This window comes from Brevundimonas sp. GCM10030266 (assembly GCF_042666595.1).
Classification (GTDB): Bacteria; Pseudomonadota; Alphaproteobacteria; order Caulobacterales; family Caulobacteraceae; genus Brevundimonas.
The window spans coordinates 243,282-259,735 of record NZ_JBHTCY010000001.1 but is presented as its reverse complement, the minus strand read 5'-3'; the positions used below and the strand labels follow the sequence as shown (position 1 = coordinate 259,735).

Here is a 16,454-nt window from a genome sequence, read left to right as displayed (position 1 = left end):
CCTCCTTCGCCATCGGCGAATAACGGATCAGGCGGTCGGAGAAATCCGGCCGCCTTTTTCGTGTCCGGTGGCCGGGCGGCGGTAAAATTATGTACGGTTGCCGACAGTTAACCCACAATTCGACCGTTGCTCAGGGCATTGGGACTTTTTCCCCCGGTGCGCGAGCGTTAGTGTGGGCTTGCATCCGGCGTTCAGATGCACCCGTATGGCCGGGATGGTCAGAGAAGGGTGGGGGCCTGCATGATCAAATCAGAGCTGATCGAAAAGCTCGCGGCGGAAAACACGCATCTGACCCATGCCGAGGTCGAGCGTGTGGTGAACGTCGTGCTCGGCCAGATGGTCGATGCGCTGGGCGAAGGCGGTCGCGTGGAACTTCGCGGCTTCGGAGCCTTTTCCGTAAGGGGACGCCCGGCTCGCGCCGGTCGCAACCCGCGCACGGGGGAGTCGGTTGAAGTGCCGGCCAAGGCCGTGCCCTTCTTCAAGAGCGGCAAGGAGCTGCGTGAGCGGCTGAACGCCGACTGACCTTCAGGAGCCCCATGGGACTGGTTAGCGAGTTCAAGGAATTCATCGCCCGCGGCAACGTCATTGATCTGGCCGTCGGCGTGATCATCGGCGCCTCGTTCGGCAAGATCGTCACCAGCCTGGTCGAACAGGTTGTGATGCCGCCGATCGGCCTGTTGCTGGGTCGGGTAGACTTCTCGAACCTTGAATGGGTGCTCGTCCCGGAGAACCCGGTCACCGAAGAGATCGAGAAGGTCGCGATCCAGTACGGCGCCTTCATCAACACCGTGATCCAGTTCCTGATCGTGGCGATGGTGGTGTTCGTGATGGTCAAGCTGGTCAACAAGCTGCGTCGCGAACAGGCCGCCGCGCCCGCGCCGGAAGTTCCGCCCGCGCCGACCGCGACCGAGGCCCTGCTGGCCGAGATCCGCGACGAGCTGAAGGCCCGGCCGAAGGCTTAAGCCTTGGAGGCCGTCTGTGCGGCGCCGCGCGGCGCCCGCGCGCCCTGCCGGACCGTGTTGAACGGGATCGGTCGCAGACAGATCGCATAGTCGCCGTCATAGGGCGTCGGCGACCACAGCGCCGGATCGGGCGCGTCCTGCGCGAACTGGACATGACAGTGGCCCCAGCCGCCCTCGCGGCGGGCCGTGCGCGCGAACTCGCCGAGCCGCTGCATGGCTTCGGGCGTCACCGTCTGCAGGCGCAGCTTCGCCGCCCCCATCGTCCGTGCGGCGGACTTCAGCGCCCGCATCAGGGCCGGAACGGCGTCGGGGTGATCCTTCAGCGCTTCCAGATCGATGATCTCCAGCACCGGCGGTTCGAGGATGTTCGACTTGGCCATCATGGCCTGGGCGTAGGCGACAATCGCGCCGCCGCGCCGGACCGCGAGGGCCAGCGGCGCCTGGGTCAGGTCGGGATCCTGCAGCCGCCAGCGCTGGGCCTCCGGGCTGCGGTCCGCCAGCAGGCGGCCCTCGGCGACCAGAGCCTCCCAGAAGGCGGCATAGGATGAGCCGTCGCTGAAGTCGGTCAGAACCTCGACGCCCTCAGGCAGGTCCAGCCGCACGGCGCGGCCCAGGCGGTCGTTCATCAGCCGCTCGCCCAGGCCTTCGACGACGCCGGGGGTCAGATCGTAAAGCCGCTTCCAGACCCGTCCGGCCAGCAAGGGCAGGGGGTCGATCACCCAGCTCAGCTTCAGGGCGTGGGTCTGCTCCGGCCAGGACTGCATCCCGTGGCGGACATAGAGGGGCTGGGACTTCGAATTGGCGTTGAAGGTGTAGCGGGCGAAGACAACCGGCTGGCGGGTGAAGGTCTTCAGCATGGACCGGCTGCCGCCCCGCGCGGCGCGGGTGACGATGATCGAAAAGCCGGTCGCGCCGTGGAGGCGCCGATCCCCCAGCCGGAACCGCTGGATCAGGTTGCCGACATGCGCCGCCGGTTCCCCGTCGGGACCATCGATGATCCAGCCCGCCGGCGCGCCGATCTCCAGCCGCGCCGGATTGGCGTGCAGCCAGCGCCATCCGGCCAGCGACCGCTCGGGCCAGCCGACGCTGCGGTGCAGGGCCTGCACGGCGGGATAGTTACTCTCGGCGATCTCTCTGAGGGTCGGCATGGTCAAGCTGTTTCGTTTCGGGAGCGGGGGTCTCCACGTCCGGGAACGATGCAGAAATCGGACCGGGCGGCGCCTGCGGGATAGCCGTTCCGGATTCCGGTTTGACTCTCTGGCGGCTGGAACAAATAATGAACATCTGTCGTTCCGAGCCCGTCATGTCCGCCCCTTTCGTCCTGTCATCGGAGCCCTTCCCGGAGGCCGCCGCGCCTCTGGAAGAGGTGTGCGCGCCGATGCCCCGGGACCGGGCGGCGGCCCTGCTGTTCGCCCTGTCGCGACGGCCGCAGGGGGATGGGCGGCCGGTCCTGCTGGCGGCGTCGCGGGTCTGGCTGGGCGAGAACGGGCGGCCCTATGGTCCGGGACTGCCCGGCGTCGCCCTGATCCTGACGCCGGTGGCGACGGCGGCGGAGGGGCTGTGGGTGCTGGAGCAGGCCCTGCGGTCCGGGGCGGTGTCGCTGGCGCTGGGCGCGGTGGACGGCGCCACCCTGGCCCAGACGCGACGGCTGGATTTCGCGGCGAAGGAAGGCGGATCGGTCGGGGTGATGCTGCCGCGGTCGCCGGAGGGGCTGAGCGCGGCCCGCCGTCGCTGGCAGGTGGCGACGGCCCTTTCCGCGCCGGACGCCGACGATCCGCGCGCGCCGGGGCGGACCCGTCTGACAGCCGGGATGACGCGCGGCCGGGGCGAGCGTCCCGGCGTCTGGATGATGGAGCAGGATGATGAGACGCATCGTCTCCGTCTGGCTGATCGACTGGCCGGTTTCGGTCCGCCGCCGATCGCTGGAACGGGCGCGGCGACCGGCCTCGCCGCCTGATCCGGCGCTTGATCCCGCCAACCCTTTCGCCCTGATCCTGAAGAACCGCCGGGGCGCGGCGGTGATCTACGCCCTGAATCCGGCGGCGCGAAAGGCGGGGCTGAGACGCGGCCAGACGCAGGCCGATGCGCTGGCGATGATCCCGCACCTGCTGTGCCAGCCCGCCGACGTCGCCGCCGACGACCGGGCGCTGGAGGCGCTGGCGGTGTGGGCCGAGCGGTGGTCGCCCTCGGTCAGTCTCGATCCATCGGAGGAGGGGCTGGAAGGGCTGTTCTTGGACGTGACCGGGGCCTCACATCTGTTCGGCGGCGAGGCGGCCTTGCTGGCGGCGATACGGGGTCGACTGGCCGAGACGGGGACCGCCGCGCGCGTGGCCATGGCCCCGACGCCGGGGGCGGCCTGGGCGCTGGCCCGGTGGGGCGAGGGGCAGGATCCGGTCGCCACGGACGAGACCCTGTCGGACCTGCTGGCCGACCTGCCCATTGAGGCGCTGCGGCTGGACGACCGGACCGTTTCCGCCGCGCGTCGGCTGGGGCTGAAAAGCATCGGCGCCCTGTATGCGATGCCGCGTGCGGGGCTGGCGAAGCGGTTCCGCGACGGAGACGCCATCGGGCTGGTCCGGCGGCTGGATCAGGCGCGCGGTCATGTGGCCGAAGCCCTGACCACGGTGCGCCCGCCCGCCCGTTATCGCATCTGGCAGGCCTTCGCCGAGCCGCTGGGCGATATCGCCGGGGTGGAGGCGCGGCTACCGGAGCTGGCCGCCGACCTGTCGCGGGCGCTGGAGCGGGACGGGCAGGGGGCGAAGGCTCTGACCCTGACCGGCTTCCGCACGGACGGGGAGACGACATCGCTGTCGGTGCGGATGGGCCTGCCGGGGCGGGAGGCGTCGATCTGGATGCGGCTGTTCCGCGAGGCAGGGTTCGGGCGGCTGGAACTGGGCTTCGGGCTGGACGCCCTGATGCTGACCGCCGACCGGACAGAGGCGATGAGTGCGCGGCAAGGCGTGCTGGAGAGCGAGGCGGAGGCGAAGCAGGCGGAAGGTCTGGCCGTGCTGATCGACCGGCTGACGGCGCGGCTGGGCGAGGGGCGGGTGCTGACGCCCGAGCCGGTGGACAGCTGGATCCCGGAGCGGGCCGAGCGGCTCGTGCCCGCGCTGGGGCGGACACCGGCGGTGGACGCGGCGGAGGTGGGGCGGCGGCCGATCCTGCTGCTGGAGCCGCCCGAGCCGCTGGAGGATCCGGTGTTCGACCTGCCCGACGGCGCGCCCGCGCGCTTCACCTGGCGGCGGGTCAGTAGACGCATCGTGCGGGCCGAGGGGCCGGAGCGGCTGTCGCCCGAATGGTGGCGGCCCCGGCCGGACGGGCGCGAGGTGCGCACCCGCGACTACTACCGCGTCGAGGACGGCGAGGGCGGCCGCTACTGGCTGTTCCGCGAGGGCCGTTACGGCTGGGACTATACGGGCGTCGGCGACGACCGTCGCGCGCCGTCGTGGTGGATGCACGGGGTGCTGGCGTGAGCAATTGGGACGGTCGGTACGCCGAACTGGGGGCGATCACCAACTTCAGCTTTCTGGAGGGGGCGTCGCATCCGGGCGAGCTGATGCATCAGGCGAAGGCGATGGGGTTGGCCGCCGTGGGGGTGGCGGACCGGAATACGCTGGCCGGGATGGTGCGCGCCCTGATGGGGGCGGAAGAGGTCGATATCCCCCTGATCATCGGGGCGCGGCTGGGGTTCACCGACGGGACGGACCTGATGGTCTTTCCGCGCGAACGGGCCGCCTATGGTCGCCTGTGCCGCCTGCTGACCCTGGGCAAGAGCGAGGCGGTGCCGCAGGCCGGCGCACAGGACGACGGTGATCGGATTGAAAAGGCCGAGACGCGGCTGACGTTCGAACAGGCGCTCGGTCTGGGGCAGGGCATGATCGCTCTGGCGCCCGCGCCCGAAACGCCGGATGCCGCGTTCGAGGCGCGGCTGGGGCGGTGGCGGGCGGCGTGGCCGGACGATCTGTATCTGGCGGCGGCGCCCCTGTGGCGGGGCGATGACCGGCGCAGGCTGGCGCGGCTGGCGGCCATGGCCGAGCGGACCGGGGCGCCGATGATCGCCACCAATGCGGTGCTGTATCACCACCCCGACCGGCGGATGCTGCAGGACGTGCTGACCTGCATCCGCGAGGGGACGACCATCGACAAGGCGGGACGGCGGTTGCAGGCCAACGGCGAGCGTTTCCTGAAGTCGCCGGAGACGATGGGACGGCTGTTCCGGGGCCATGAGGCGGCGCTGGTGCGGACGATGGAGGTGGCGCGGGCCTGCACCTTCTCGCTGCGGGAGCTGAGTTATCAGTACCCGGACGAACCTGTTCCAGAGGGATACACCGCGCAGGGCTGGTTGACGCGACTAACGCTCAAGGGCGCACGAATGCGTTGGCCGCGGGGCGTGCCCGCTCACATCCGCGCGACGATCCTGAAGGAGCTGAGGCTGGTCCGGACGCTGGATTACGCCCCCTACTTCCTGACCGTGCACGACGTGGTCGCCTGGGCGCGGTCGCGGCCCGATCCGATCCTGTGTCAGGGGCGAGGATCGGCGGCCAACTCGGTGATCTGTTTCTGCCTCGGCGTGACCAATGTCGATCCAACCAAGCAGGATCTGCTGATCGAGCGCTTCATCTCCTCCGAACGGTCCGAGCCGCCCGACATCGACGTCGACTTCGAGCATGAGCGGCGCGAGCAGGTGATGCAGTATGTCTATGAGCGATACGGGCGGGACCGGGCGGCCATTGTCGCGACCATCATCCACTACCGCCCCCGCTCGGCCATTCGCGATGTGGGCAAGGCGCTGGGGCTGACCGAGGACGTCACCGCCCGTATGGCCGACACGGTCTGGGGCTCGTGGGGCGACGCGGTGAAGGACGAGCACGTCGACCGCACGGGCCTGAGCCGCGACGACGCGCGGATGAAGCTGGCGCTGGGGCTGACGGCGGAGATCATCAAGTTTCCGCGCCACCTGAGCCAGCATGTCGGTGGCTTCGTGCTGAGCCAGACCCCGCTGATGGAGATCGTGCCGATCGGCAATGCGGCCATGGACGACCGGACCTTCATCGAATGGGACAAGGACGACATCGATCATCTGAAGCTGATGAAGGTCGATGTGCTGGCGCTGGGGATGCTGACGGCGATGAAGCGCGCCTTCCACATGATCGAAACGACCTATGGCCGCCCGTTGAAGGATCTGGCGGCGGCGCCGTCCGAGCGGCGGGGCGTCTATCGGATGCTGTGCAGGGCGGACTCGCTGGGGGTCTTTCAGGTCGAAAGCCGGGCGCAGATGTCGATGTTGCCCCGGCTACAGCCGCGCGAATTCTACGACCTTGTGGTGCAGGTCGCCATCGTCCGGCCCGGCCCGATCCAGGGCAAGATGGTGCACCCCTATCTGCAGCGCCGGGCGGAGCGGCGGGCGCATGAAGCAAGGCCGGGAGCGCCGCCTTATCGCTTTTCCATGCCGGGCTCAGCGGCCGATCCCGACGAACTGGCCAATGTGCTGCGCAAGACCCTGGGCGTGCCCCTGTTCCAGGAGCAGGCGATGAAGATCGCCATGGTCGCCGCCGAGTTCACTGGCGACGAGGCCAATGGGCTGCGCCGAGCGATGGCGACCTTCCGGCACAACGGCACCATCGGCAACTATGAGGAACTGATGGTCGGGCGAATGATCGCGCGCGGCTATGACCCCGAGTTCGCGCAGAACTGCTTCAACCAGATCAAGGGTTTCGGGGAATACGGCTTCCCGGAGAGCCATGCCTGCTCGTTCGCCCACCTCGTTTACGTGTCGGCCTGGGTGAAGTGGCTGTATCCGGATGTGTTCGCGGCCTGCCTGCTGAACAGCCAGCCGATGGGCTTCTACGCCCCGGCGCAGATCGTCCGGGACGCGCGCGAGCACAAGGTAGAGGTCCGGCATCCGGATGTGAACGCCAGCGACTGGGATGCGACGCTGGAGCCGCGCCCACGCCGCCGTCGAAAGGCCCTGCGCCTCGGCCTGCGGGCTATCGACGGGTTCAAGAAGGGGTGGGCCGAGGCCATCATGGCGGCGCGGGCTGAGGGGCCGTTCGTGGATCTGGACGACCTGCGGATGCGGGCGCGGCTGACCCCGGCGGCGATGGACCGGTTGGCCGAGGCGGACGCCTATGGCTCGCTGAAACTGACCCGGCGGCAGGGGATGTGGGCCGCGCGGGGGGCGCCGCCGGCGGCCAGTGCGCCCCTGTTCGAGGCCATGGGACTGCGCGAGGCGGACGGACGCCCGCCCGAGGCCTTGCCGGAGCTGGCGCCGTCCGAGGAGGTGGTGGGCGACTACCAGACCATCCGCCTGTCCCTGAAAGGGCATCCGGTGGCCTATCTGCGGGAGCGGCTGGATCAGGCGAGAGCGGTGAGGACGACGGCGCTGGCCGACCTGCCCAACCACAAGCGGGTCGTGGTCGGGGGCGTGGTTCTGGTGCGGCAGCGGCCCGGCACGGCCAAGGGCGTCTGCTTCATGACCGTGGAGGACGAGACGGGGGTGGCCAATCTGGTGCTGTGGCCCGACGTGTTCGAACGGCTGCGGCCGGTGGCCATGGGCGCGCGGATGGTGCTGGCCCGGGGCAAGGTGCAGACCGCCGAGGGGGTGACCCATCTGGTGGTCGAACAGCTGGAGGACTGGACCCCCATGCTGGGCCACCTGACGCCGGATGCGGCGCCGGGCTCAGGCCATGCGCCGACACGCGGACGGCATCCGAGGGACGTCCGGGTGCTGCCCGGCTCGCGGGACTTCCACTGAAAGATCAGGTGCCGGCGCGTTTAGCCGTGGAAGGCGGCGCGGGCTCGGCGTCCTCAAGCCCCAGCGTCAGGGTCTCGGTCTGATCGGTCAGGTAGAAGCTCTTCAACTCCCCGCCCGTGTCCGCGTGCAGCAGTTCGACCGTGGCGCCGGAGGCGTTGGCTTCGCGGGCCAGGCGCATGGCGCACTGGAAGGCGGCGGCGCGGTTGGGGAAGCGGCCGAACTGGCGCCGTTCCGACACCACCCGCCAGTCCTCGCCGCACAGCAGGATGGCGTAGCGGATCAGGCGTCCGTCGCCCTCGGCCTGTCGATCCAGCGACTCGGTCAGCTGATCGGGCACCAGACCGATGGCCAGGGCCAGGTCGGGATCCCGCTTCTGCGCCTTTTCGGACAGCAGGGCGGTGATCTTCCGACGATCAACCGGCCGGGCGTAGAGATAGCCCTGCCCCAGGGTGCAGCCGAAATTGCGCAGCAGCTCGGCCTGCATCTGGTTCTCGATGCCCTCCGCGACGACCTTGATCCCCAGCTTTCCGGCCATGGTCAGCAGGCCCTCGACGATGGCCGTGCTGCGGCTCTCGGGCTCCATCCGGGCGACGAAGGACTTGTCGATCTTGATGATATCGACGGGCACCGACAGCAGGTGGGTCAGGGAGGCGAAGCCGGTGCCGAAGTCGTCCAGCGCGACCTTCAGGCCGTTGGCCCGCATCTTCTGGATCTCGTTGGCGACCAGTCCGTCACTGGCCATGTAGACCGTCTCGGTGACCTCCAGAATGATGTGCTGGAGCGACACGTCCTCGCGGGCGAAGGCCTGCCGGATCAGTTCATGCAGGTCGCCGCCCTGGAAGTCCGCCGAGGAGACATTGATCCCCACGTGCTGGAACCAGATGCCCTGGTCCAGCCAGGCGCGGACATCGCGCGCCACGATATCCAGCATCCGCGCGGTCAGCCGGGTGGCGGTGTAGATGTCGGTGGTGGCGTCGAAATAGTCGCCCGCCGGGATGACCTCGCCGGTCTTGGTGACGACCCGGAACAGGGCCTCCAGCCCGACGATCTCACCGGTGTCGAGACGCACGACCGGCTGGTAGTGGGCGTCAATCCGGTCCTCCTGCAGGGCGACGCCAACATCACGGATGGCGGTCAGCCGACGGCTCATCGCGCCGCCCAGATCGGGATTGTAGAGGACCGCCCCGCCACGCCGGGTCTCCTTGGCGTGATACAGGGCGAAGTCGGCGTTCTGGCGCACGTCCTCGGGGACCGCATCCGCCGCCGCGACCGCGCAGCCGATGGTCGCCCGCGGCGCCGCCAGATGGCCGTCGCAATCCACCGGCTCGTGCAGGTTCTCCAGAATCCGCTCCGCCACCGCGACCGGGTCATCGGCGGACGGACCCTCGATCAGGACGGCGAATTCGTCGCCGCCCAGCCGGTAGGTCTTGTTGGCGCCCGCCGCCTTCTCGATCCGCCAGGCGGCGGCGCGGATCAGGCAGTCGCCGGCGCGGTGGCCGAAGGTGTCATTGACGGTCTTGAGGTTGTCGAGATCGATCAGCAGCAGGGCCCAGGGCGCGTCCTCGTCGGCCCGCCGGATGCTTGCGGCGTTGAAGGCGGCGCGGTTGGGAAGGTCGGTCAGGATGTCCCGGTAGGCCAGTCGGTACTGGGCCGCCGCCTGCTGGTCCCGCTCCAGCGCGATGGCGCACAGGTGGATGCTGGCCTGGACGACCTCGGCCTCCTGATGGGTGTGGGCGCGGGGCTGGCGGAAATAGAAGGCGAAGGCGCCCAGCACGTCGCCGTCCTTGCTGAGGATCGGGGTGGACCAGCAGGCCCTCAGGCCGATGGCCAGCGGCAGATAGGCATAGGGCGCCCAGCGGGGATCGGTGGCGATGTCCGTCGCCTCGACCGGCTGCTTCAGATAGATGGCCGCGCCGCAGGAGCCGACGTCGGGGCCGATCGGCAGATTGTCGAAGGCCGCGGCATAGGCGCGGGGCAGGCCCGGCGCCGCCAGCGGGTGCAGCAGGCCATCGTCATCGACGGTCAGGATCGAACAGACCACGCCGGGCAGAAGAGCCTCGACGCGGACGCAAAGGGCCTCGGCGGTGGCGGCCAGGGGTTCGCCCCGGGCCACCATCTCGAGGATGTCATTCTGGAGCAGGAGCTGCATGAAAGATCACCTCAGTTACGGTGATGCTTCCATAGGTTGAGTTAAGCCGGGGCTACGGAGTGTGCTTAACGGCGGAAAACCGACGTTTCTTCAGCGGTCTAGCTGAGCCGCAGACCTTTCCGGCACAACAAGCAGCAGGTGAGTGCTGCCAACGCATGGAACACTCAGACCGCCGGAAGCGGTTCGGCGGGGTCGTCTTCCTGCGCCGCCGCATATTGCTGGAGCATCAGCCCCTGACGATCGTCGGGGTGGATGTCGATGATCCAGACGTCCGTCAGTTCGACCGTTCCATGTTCGGCCTCGTGTCCCGCGAAAAAGAAGACCTCGGCCAGCGGCCAGTCGTCATGCCAGGTGGTCATGACGCTTTTGTCGTCAGGGATGTCCTCGAAATCGTGGAGGGTGAGATTCGCCCAGTCGACACTATCGTCCCATTCGGTCGCCTTTCGGCCCCACGCCATCATGTAGAGGCAGCCGCTGAGGACCAGCCAATCACTGATCCGGTTCTGCCAATCCGGATCGACGTCCTGCTCGATGATCACGACGCCCTTGAACGGGCCGTCCTGCCCGATGACGGGCGGTTCCGATCCGGCGGGCAGGTGCAGGTAGCGGATCGTCATGGCGTGGCCTTAGCCCTTGCGCCGCCAGCGCCACAGCCAGATGCGGTAGCCGATGATCGGCGCGAAGCCGCAGACGAGGGCGGCGGCGAGGACCATCCAGAACCCGCCACCCAGCCAGAATTCGCCCGCCAGCGCCCCGACCCCGGCCGCGAGGACGGGGCCGAGCCAGGGCAGCCAGGACGGCGGGCGCATCTGCATTCAGGCGTCGACCTTGATGACGCCGCGACGGATCTGGTCCAGCTCGATCGAGTCGAACAGGGCCTGGAAATTGCCGTTGCCGAAGCCCTCGTTGCCCTTGCGCTGGATGATCTCGAAGAAGATCGGGCCGAAGGTGTCCTGGGTGAAGATCTGCAGCAGCAGGCCTTCCTCGTCCGAACCGTCGATCAGGATGCGATTCTTGCGCATCCGCTCCACGTCCTCGCCGTGGTTCGGCAGGCGTTTGTCGATCAGTTCGAAATAGGTCTCGATGGTGTCCTGGAAGTCGACGCCGCGGGCCTTCATCGTCTCGACGGTCTCGAAGATGTTCTCGGTCGTCAGGGCGATGTGCTGGATGCCCTCGCCGTTGTAGCGACGCAGGAACTCCTCGATCTGCGAGTTGTCGTCCTGGCTTTCGTTCAGCGGGATGCGGATGGCGCGGTCGGGCGCGATCATCGCCTGCGAGAACAGGCCGGTCGCCTTGCCCTTGATGTCGAAATATTTCTGCTCCTCGAAGTTGAAGATCGAGTTGTAGAAGCCCGACCAGGTGCGCATCTGGCCGCGACGGACGTTGTGGGTCAGGTGGTCGAGGATTTCGAGGCCGACCGAGTTCTTCTTCTCGGCGTCCTGCCAGCCCTCGATCTCGGTCCAGCCGTCGTAGAGCGAACCGTTCGCGCCGTACTGGTCGATGACGTAGAGCAGCGAACCGCCGATGCCCTGCAGGATGTAGGGATAGTCGTCGCCCAGCGCGCCGCCGGCGGCGTCAGAGGCGGCGACGGCGCCGCGGGCCAGGGCGCCTTCATAGGCTTCCTTCGCATTGCCGACGCGGAAGGCCATGCCGTTGGCCGACGGGCCGTGGTCCTTGGCGAAGTCGGCGGCCTGACCCTTAGGTGACAGGTTCACCAGCATGGTGATGTCGCCCTGCTTCAGGCGGACGGCGTTGGTGGCCGGGTTCACATGGGTGCGGGTGAAGCCCATCAGCTCCAGCCGGCCGACCATGGCCTCGGGCTCGGGGCCGGTGAACTCGACGAACTCGAAGCCGTCGACGCCGAGCGGGTTTTCCTGGTCGATCGTGGCTGCATCAGTCATCGGGCGTCTCCTGAAATGAGGGCGGCGTTGGGTCGCCGTTTGTCGGGCGGAACCTAGTGTCCGGAACGGTTGAAGCCAAGGTGCGACGGCACACAGGTTCGTGGGGGGGGCACTCGAACCCTTAGGTGGCGGGGCGGAGCCCCGTCGGATGAGGGTCGGCTGTATGAGTCCGCCTTAGCCGCCGCCCGGAACAGGGAAACGGCTCACCGCCGAATGCCGAAAGTCGACCCTCACCCTTTCGCCTTGCCGATCGCTTCGCTCTCGGAGGCTCAAGCCCTCTCCCATCGGGAGAGGGAGTGATCAGGGCCTCCCCACCACCGCATCCACCGAGCCGGTGGTGACCGGGTGATAGCCCGGGCGGGCCTGAGCGTAGACGCGGGTGGCGATGGGGCGGCCCCAGTCGCCTTCGGCCCACAGGCTGGTGAACAGCGGCAGGACGAATTTGCGGCGGCCCTGGGTCGTCAGGAAATGCTCCAGCGTCGGCACCGCGGGCTGATAGCGGTGTTTCACCGCGATCTGCAGCCAGGCGAAGACAACCTCGGAGTTGCCTTCGGCTTTCAGGTTCAGGGTCGATTCCAGATCGGCCAGCTGGGCCTCGGAGAACCAGCGGCCACTACCGTCGCCGACCGGCGGACGCCAGGCGAGGAAGCGCTGGCGCTCCTGCGTGGACCAGCTTGCCCAGGGAATGGCCGAAGCCGGTCCGCCCGAATGGAACGCCCAGGCCGCCGCGTCGACGGGCGCGAAGGCGTTGGACACCGGCGGCTGCCAGTTGGACGGCATGCCCGGCTGGTAGATCCAGGCGTCCATCATCAGCTGGTCTTCCAGCGCCCTGGTCGTCACCAGATGCGTGCGGATGTCCTCAAGGAACAGTTCGGTGGTCATCGGGCGGAAGGCGTTGCGCTCGAAATAGCCCTTCAGCCAGGCGTCGAAGCGCTCACGGCCGACGATGCGCTCGATAGTGCGCAGGAAGGCGGCGCCCTTTTCGTAGGCGATGTCGGTCAGGCCGTCGTCCGGATCGCGACCGGCCAGATCGATCTTCAGCCGGGTGTCGGCGGGCGGCAGGTCGGCCAGCGTCGCCTGCAGGTCGCCCCAGCCGAGGGACTGCAGCATCAGGGCGCGCTCCTCGCCGTAGAGGGCCTCCATGATCCGGTTCTCGAAATAGACGGTGAAGCCCTCGTTGAGCCAGAAGTCGGCCCAGGTGGCGTTGGTCACCAGATTGCCCGACCAGCTGTGGGCCAGTTCGTGCGCGACCAGCGAGACCAATGACTGGTCGCCGGCGATGATGGTCGGGGTGGCGAAGGTCAGGCGCGGGTTCTCCATCCCGCCGAACGGGAAGGAGGGCGGCAGGACCAGCAGGTCATAGCGGCCCCAGCGATAGGGGCCGTAGAGCTGCTCGGCCACATCGACCATGCGGGCGGTGGGGACCAGTTCGTCATGGGCCGCGTGCAGGCGCGACGGCTCGGTCCAGACCCCCGTGCGGTGGTCGATGGCCTCGAAGGCCACATCGCCGACGCCGATGGCGATCAGATAGGGCGGGACCGGATTGGTCATCTGGAAGCGCCAGGCCTTGCCGCCGTCCGCCGGCTCGCCATCGGTGGTCAGGGTCTCGGCGCTCATGACGACCTTGAGGTCGGACGGCGCGACGATGCGGGCGTCCCAGGTCTGGCGGATGCCGGGGCTGTCCTGGGTCGGCACCCAGGTGCGGGTCAGGATCGCCTGCCCCTGGCTGAACAGATAGGGCTGACGGCCACCGGCGGTCTGGGCCGGGGTCAGCCATTGCAGGGCCGCGGCGTCGGGACGGGTGGCGTAGCGGATGACCAGCTTCTGCGTGGCGCCCGCGGCCAGCGCGGGAATGCGGACGGTCAGCGGCTGGCCCAGGATCGGGTCATTGGCGCCGAGGGTGAACTGGAGCGGGGCGCCGGACGCGTCGGTGATCGACTGGATGTCGAGGTTGCGGGCGTCGAGGATGACCTCGGTCGCGCCGGGGACACCCTGCACATCCAGCGTCGCCGTCCCGGTCAGGGTCTTCGCGCCGAAGTCGGCGGTCAGGTCCAGCGAGACGTGGCGGACGTGGGCGATCTCGGGTCGCGCATAGGAGTGGATGTCGCGCACATACTGGATCGGCGCGGTGGCCGAGGCGGGCAGCGGCGGCATGTCGGAACCGGAGGCGTTCATCGTGGCGCACCCTCCCGTGGCGAGCGCAAGGGCAAGGGCGGAAACCAGGCCGGCCGTACGGATCATCGAACTACCTCTTTCAGAACGTGGCGGGACAACGCCCCGCCGCGCCCAAAAGATCAAGAGGCCTGCGTAACCGGCGGCAGGTGGTGCGAGTGGAACAGCCGCCCCCGCTCGGCGAACAGGACCGCCGCCATGGCCAGAATCCCCATCAGGGTGAAGCCGACCAGCATCGGCGTGGCGGTGCCCGCGAACTGCTGCCCGATGGCGAAGCCGGCCAGGGAGCCGAAGGTGGTCGACAGGAAGCCCTGGGCCGAGCTGGCCGTGCCGGCGATAAGGCCCATCTTCTCCATGGCCATGGCGCCGAAATTCCCGGCGATGAAGCCGAAGCAGAACATGGTCAGGCCCTGCAGCACGCCGAAGACCGCGAGTGTCTCATGGCCCAGCGCCGACACCGTGGCATGGATGGCGGTGACGGTGATGAAGCCGATCAGGGCGGTGTGCGAGATCAGGCGACTGCCGAAGCGCTCGACGAAGGTGGCGTTCAGCAGGCTGGCGGCGGCGATGCCGCCGGCGATGGCGGCGAACATCAGCGGGAACAGGTCGGCGGCGTGGAACACATGCTCGAAGATCGACTGCGACGAGTTCAGGAAGCCGAACAGGGCGCCGGTGATCGCCGTCATGGCCAGGGTGTATCCGAGCGACTGTCGCTCGGTCAGCGCCTCCCTGAAGGCCGCGCCGATGCGGGCGGGCTGGATCGGCAGGCGATCCTCCGGCTTCAGCGTCTCGGGCAGGCGAATGGCGGCCCAGACCATGACCATCACGCCGGCCACGGCCAGCACGCCGAAGATCCACGGCCACGGAGCCACATGCAGGATGGCGGCGCCGAGGCTGGGTGCGATGATCGGCACGCCGAGGAAGACCAGGAAGCTGAGCGACATGACCCGCGCCATGGTCCGGCCCTCGTAGCGGTCGCGCACGATGGAGACGGCCAGCACTCGCAGCGAGGCCGCGCCGATGCCGCAGCCGACGCGGGCGGCGATCAGCAGCTCGAAGGTCGGCGCCAGGGCCGCGGCGAGGGCGAAGACGGCGTAGAGGCCAACCCCGATCATCAGGATGGGCTTGCGTCCATACCGATCGGCCAGCGGGCCATAGAGGATCTGGGCCACGCCGAAGCCGAGCAGATAGGCGGTGATGATCCACTGCCGGTCGTTCTCGCGCAGCACGCCCAGCGCATTGCCGATATCGGGCAGGGCCGGGAGCATGGAATCGATGGCCAGCGCATTGAGCGCCATCAGGCAGGCGATCAGGCAGACGAACTCGGGGAAGCCCGGTCCCTTGCGAGCGGGGGCGACGGCAGACTGGGGGGAGGTCATCCGGGCCAGATGCGACCCTGTGTCGCCAAGCGCAACCGCTAAAGGGTGAAAAGTCTGCGACGGACCCTATAAGTCGGCCCATGAGCATCACGATCTTCCACAATCCGAACTGCGGCACGTCGCGCAATGTGCTGCAGATGATCCGCGATGCCGGCCATGAGCCGGAGGTCGTCCAGTATCTCAAGACCGGCTGGACGGCGGAGCAACTGACCGCCCTGTTCAACGAGGCCGGTCTGACCCCGCGCGAGGCGATGCGGACCAAGGGCGAACTGGCCGAAGGGCTGGGGCTGCTGAACGACGGGACGTCGGACGCCACCATACTGGCGGCCATGGTCGAGCATCCGGTGCTGGTCGAACGGCCCTTCGTACGGACGCCCAAGGGGACCGTGCTAGCGCGCCCCAAGGAGAAGGTGCTGGACGTTCTGTAGGCTGGCCGCGCCGGGTCAGGCGTCCAGTCGATAGCCGACCGCGGGCTCGGTCTGGATCAGCCGGGGTTGTCCCGGGTCGGCCTCGAGCTTCTGCCGCAGCTGGCCGACGACGACGCGCAGGTATTGGGTGTCCTCGGCATGCGCCGCGCCCCAGACCGCCGTCAACAGATCCCGATGGCCGATGACCTTGCCGACGTGTCGGGCCAGATGGGCGAGCACGTCGTACTCCTTGGGCGTGAGCCGGACCGGACTTCCCCCACGCAGCACCAGACGGCGATCCAGATCGATGGTGACGTCCCTTAGTGTGAGCGGGCCGGGCGGCGCGATGTGTTCCGCCGTCTGGCGCAGGGCCGCGCGGACCCGGGCCAGCAGTTCGCCGACACCGAAGGGCTTTTCGACGTAGTCATTGGCGCCGAGGTCGAGCGCCTCGATCTTTTCGGCCTCACGATCGCGGGCGGACAGGATGATGATCGGCCCCCTGTAGAACTCGCGGGCGCGGGCCAGCACGTCCTTGCCGTCCATGTCGGGCAGGCCGAGGTCGAGAACCACCGCGTCGGGGTTCCACAGGGCGATGGCGCGCAGGCCCTCCTGACCGCTGTCCGCGCGCTTGGGATCGAACCCGGCGGCGTCGAGCGCGGGCGACAGGAAGCGGTGGATCTGGGCTTCGTCGTCGATGACGAGAATGGTGGTTCTGGAGGCGGACATCTTA

The 16,454-nt window shown here is 68.6% G+C and carries 14 protein-coding genes; 6 read left to right on the top strand and 8 right to left on the bottom strand.

The window, feature by feature from the left end:
• Positions 1 to 240 precede the first annotated feature (240 nt).
• Positions 241 to 522, top strand: coding sequence for an integration host factor subunit beta (locus ACFQQC_RS01425; protein ID WP_376858987.1), 282 nt, complete (start codon positions 241 to 243; stop codon positions 520 to 522).
• Between the two features lie 14 nt (positions 523 to 536).
• Positions 537 to 962 (top strand): large-conductance mechanosensitive channel protein MscL, encoded by a 426-nt coding sequence (gene mscL, locus ACFQQC_RS01420; protein WP_376858985.1) that lies wholly within the window; start codon positions 537 to 539, stop codon positions 960 to 962.
• On the opposite strand, the gene ACFQQC_RS01415 is transcribed toward mscL, so the two are convergent.
• Entirely contained in the window at positions 959 to 2,110 is a 1,152-nt protein-coding gene (locus ACFQQC_RS01415) for an N-acetyltransferase (RefSeq protein WP_376858984.1), read from the bottom strand. The genes mscL and ACFQQC_RS01415 overlap by 4 nt on opposite strands.
• A gap of 155 nt (positions 2,111 to 2,265) precedes the next feature.
• On the opposite strand from ACFQQC_RS01415, the gene ACFQQC_RS01410 reads away from it, so the two are divergent.
• The 3 genes from ACFQQC_RS01410 to ACFQQC_RS01400 are packed head-to-tail and all read left to right on the top strand — an operon-like array spanning position 2,266 to position 7,716.
• Positions 2,266 to 2,919: a hypothetical protein gene (locus tag ACFQQC_RS01410; protein WP_376858982.1), complete on the top strand. Its 654-nt coding sequence runs from the start codon at positions 2,266 to 2,268 to the stop codon at positions 2,917 to 2,919.
• Positions 2,825 to 4,435, top strand: a complete 1,611-nt coding sequence (locus ACFQQC_RS01405; protein WP_376858980.1) for a Y-family DNA polymerase — start codon at positions 2,825 to 2,827, stop codon at positions 4,433 to 4,435. The genes ACFQQC_RS01410 and ACFQQC_RS01405 overlap by 95 nt, the downstream gene beginning before the upstream one ends.
• Positions 4,432 to 7,716, top strand: a complete 3,285-nt coding sequence (locus ACFQQC_RS01400; RefSeq protein WP_376858978.1) for an error-prone DNA polymerase — start codon at positions 4,432 to 4,434, stop codon at positions 7,714 to 7,716. The genes ACFQQC_RS01405 and ACFQQC_RS01400 overlap by 4 nt, the downstream gene beginning before the upstream one ends.
• Before the next feature lie 4 nt (positions 7,717 to 7,720).
• On the opposite strand, the gene ACFQQC_RS01395 is transcribed toward ACFQQC_RS01400, so the two are convergent.
• The 6 genes from ACFQQC_RS01395 to ACFQQC_RS01370 all read right to left on the bottom strand — a co-directional run bounded on the left by ACFQQC_RS01395 (position 7,721) and on the right by ACFQQC_RS01370 (position 15,317).
• On the bottom strand, positions 7,721 to 9,865 hold the full coding sequence (locus ACFQQC_RS01395; protein WP_376858976.1) for a putative bifunctional diguanylate cyclase/phosphodiesterase: 2,145 nt from the start codon (positions 9,863 to 9,865) through the stop codon (positions 7,721 to 7,723).
• A gap of 164 nt (positions 9,866 to 10,029) precedes the next feature.
• The gene (locus ACFQQC_RS01390) at positions 10,030 to 10,482 is read right to left on the bottom strand and encodes a hypothetical protein (protein WP_376858974.1); all 453 of its coding nucleotides are present in this window, start codon (positions 10,480 to 10,482) and stop codon (positions 10,030 to 10,032) included.
• Between the two features lie 9 nt (positions 10,483 to 10,491).
• Entirely contained in the window at positions 10,492 to 10,680 is a 189-nt protein-coding gene (locus ACFQQC_RS01385; protein ID WP_376858972.1) for a hypothetical protein, read from the bottom strand.
• Positions 10,681 to 11,766, bottom strand: a complete 1,086-nt coding sequence (hppD, locus tag ACFQQC_RS01380) for a 4-hydroxyphenylpyruvate dioxygenase (protein WP_376858970.1) — start codon at positions 11,764 to 11,766, stop codon at positions 10,681 to 10,683. It lies immediately after the preceding gene.
• 300 nt (positions 11,767 to 12,066) lie between these two features.
• Positions 12,067 to 14,007 carry a M1 family metallopeptidase gene (locus ACFQQC_RS01375; protein ID WP_376858968.1) on the bottom strand — a complete coding sequence of 647 codons (1,941 nt, stop codon included), beginning with the start codon at positions 14,005 to 14,007 and terminating at the stop codon, positions 12,067 to 12,069.
• A gap of 53 nt (positions 14,008 to 14,060) precedes the next feature.
• On the bottom strand, positions 14,061 to 15,317 hold the full coding sequence (locus tag ACFQQC_RS01370) for a multidrug effflux MFS transporter (protein ID WP_376858966.1): 1,257 nt from the start codon (positions 15,315 to 15,317) through the stop codon (positions 14,061 to 14,063).
• An 80-nt stretch (positions 15,318 to 15,397) separates the two neighbouring features.
• Here ACFQQC_RS01370 and arsC point away from each other — a divergent pair, with 80 nt between their 5' ends.
• Positions 15,398 to 15,745 carry an arsenate reductase (glutaredoxin) gene (gene arsC, locus ACFQQC_RS01365; protein WP_376858964.1) on the top strand — a complete coding sequence of 116 codons (348 nt, stop codon included), beginning with the start codon at positions 15,398 to 15,400 and terminating at the stop codon, positions 15,743 to 15,745.
• Positions 15,746 to 15,760: 15 nt separating this feature from the next.
• Here the strand turns inward: arsC and ACFQQC_RS01360 are convergent, their stop codons facing one another.
• Entirely contained in the window at positions 15,761 to 16,450 is a 690-nt protein-coding gene (locus tag ACFQQC_RS01360; RefSeq protein ID WP_376858962.1) for a response regulator, read from the bottom strand.
• Positions 16,451 to 16,454: the final 4 nt, after the last annotated feature.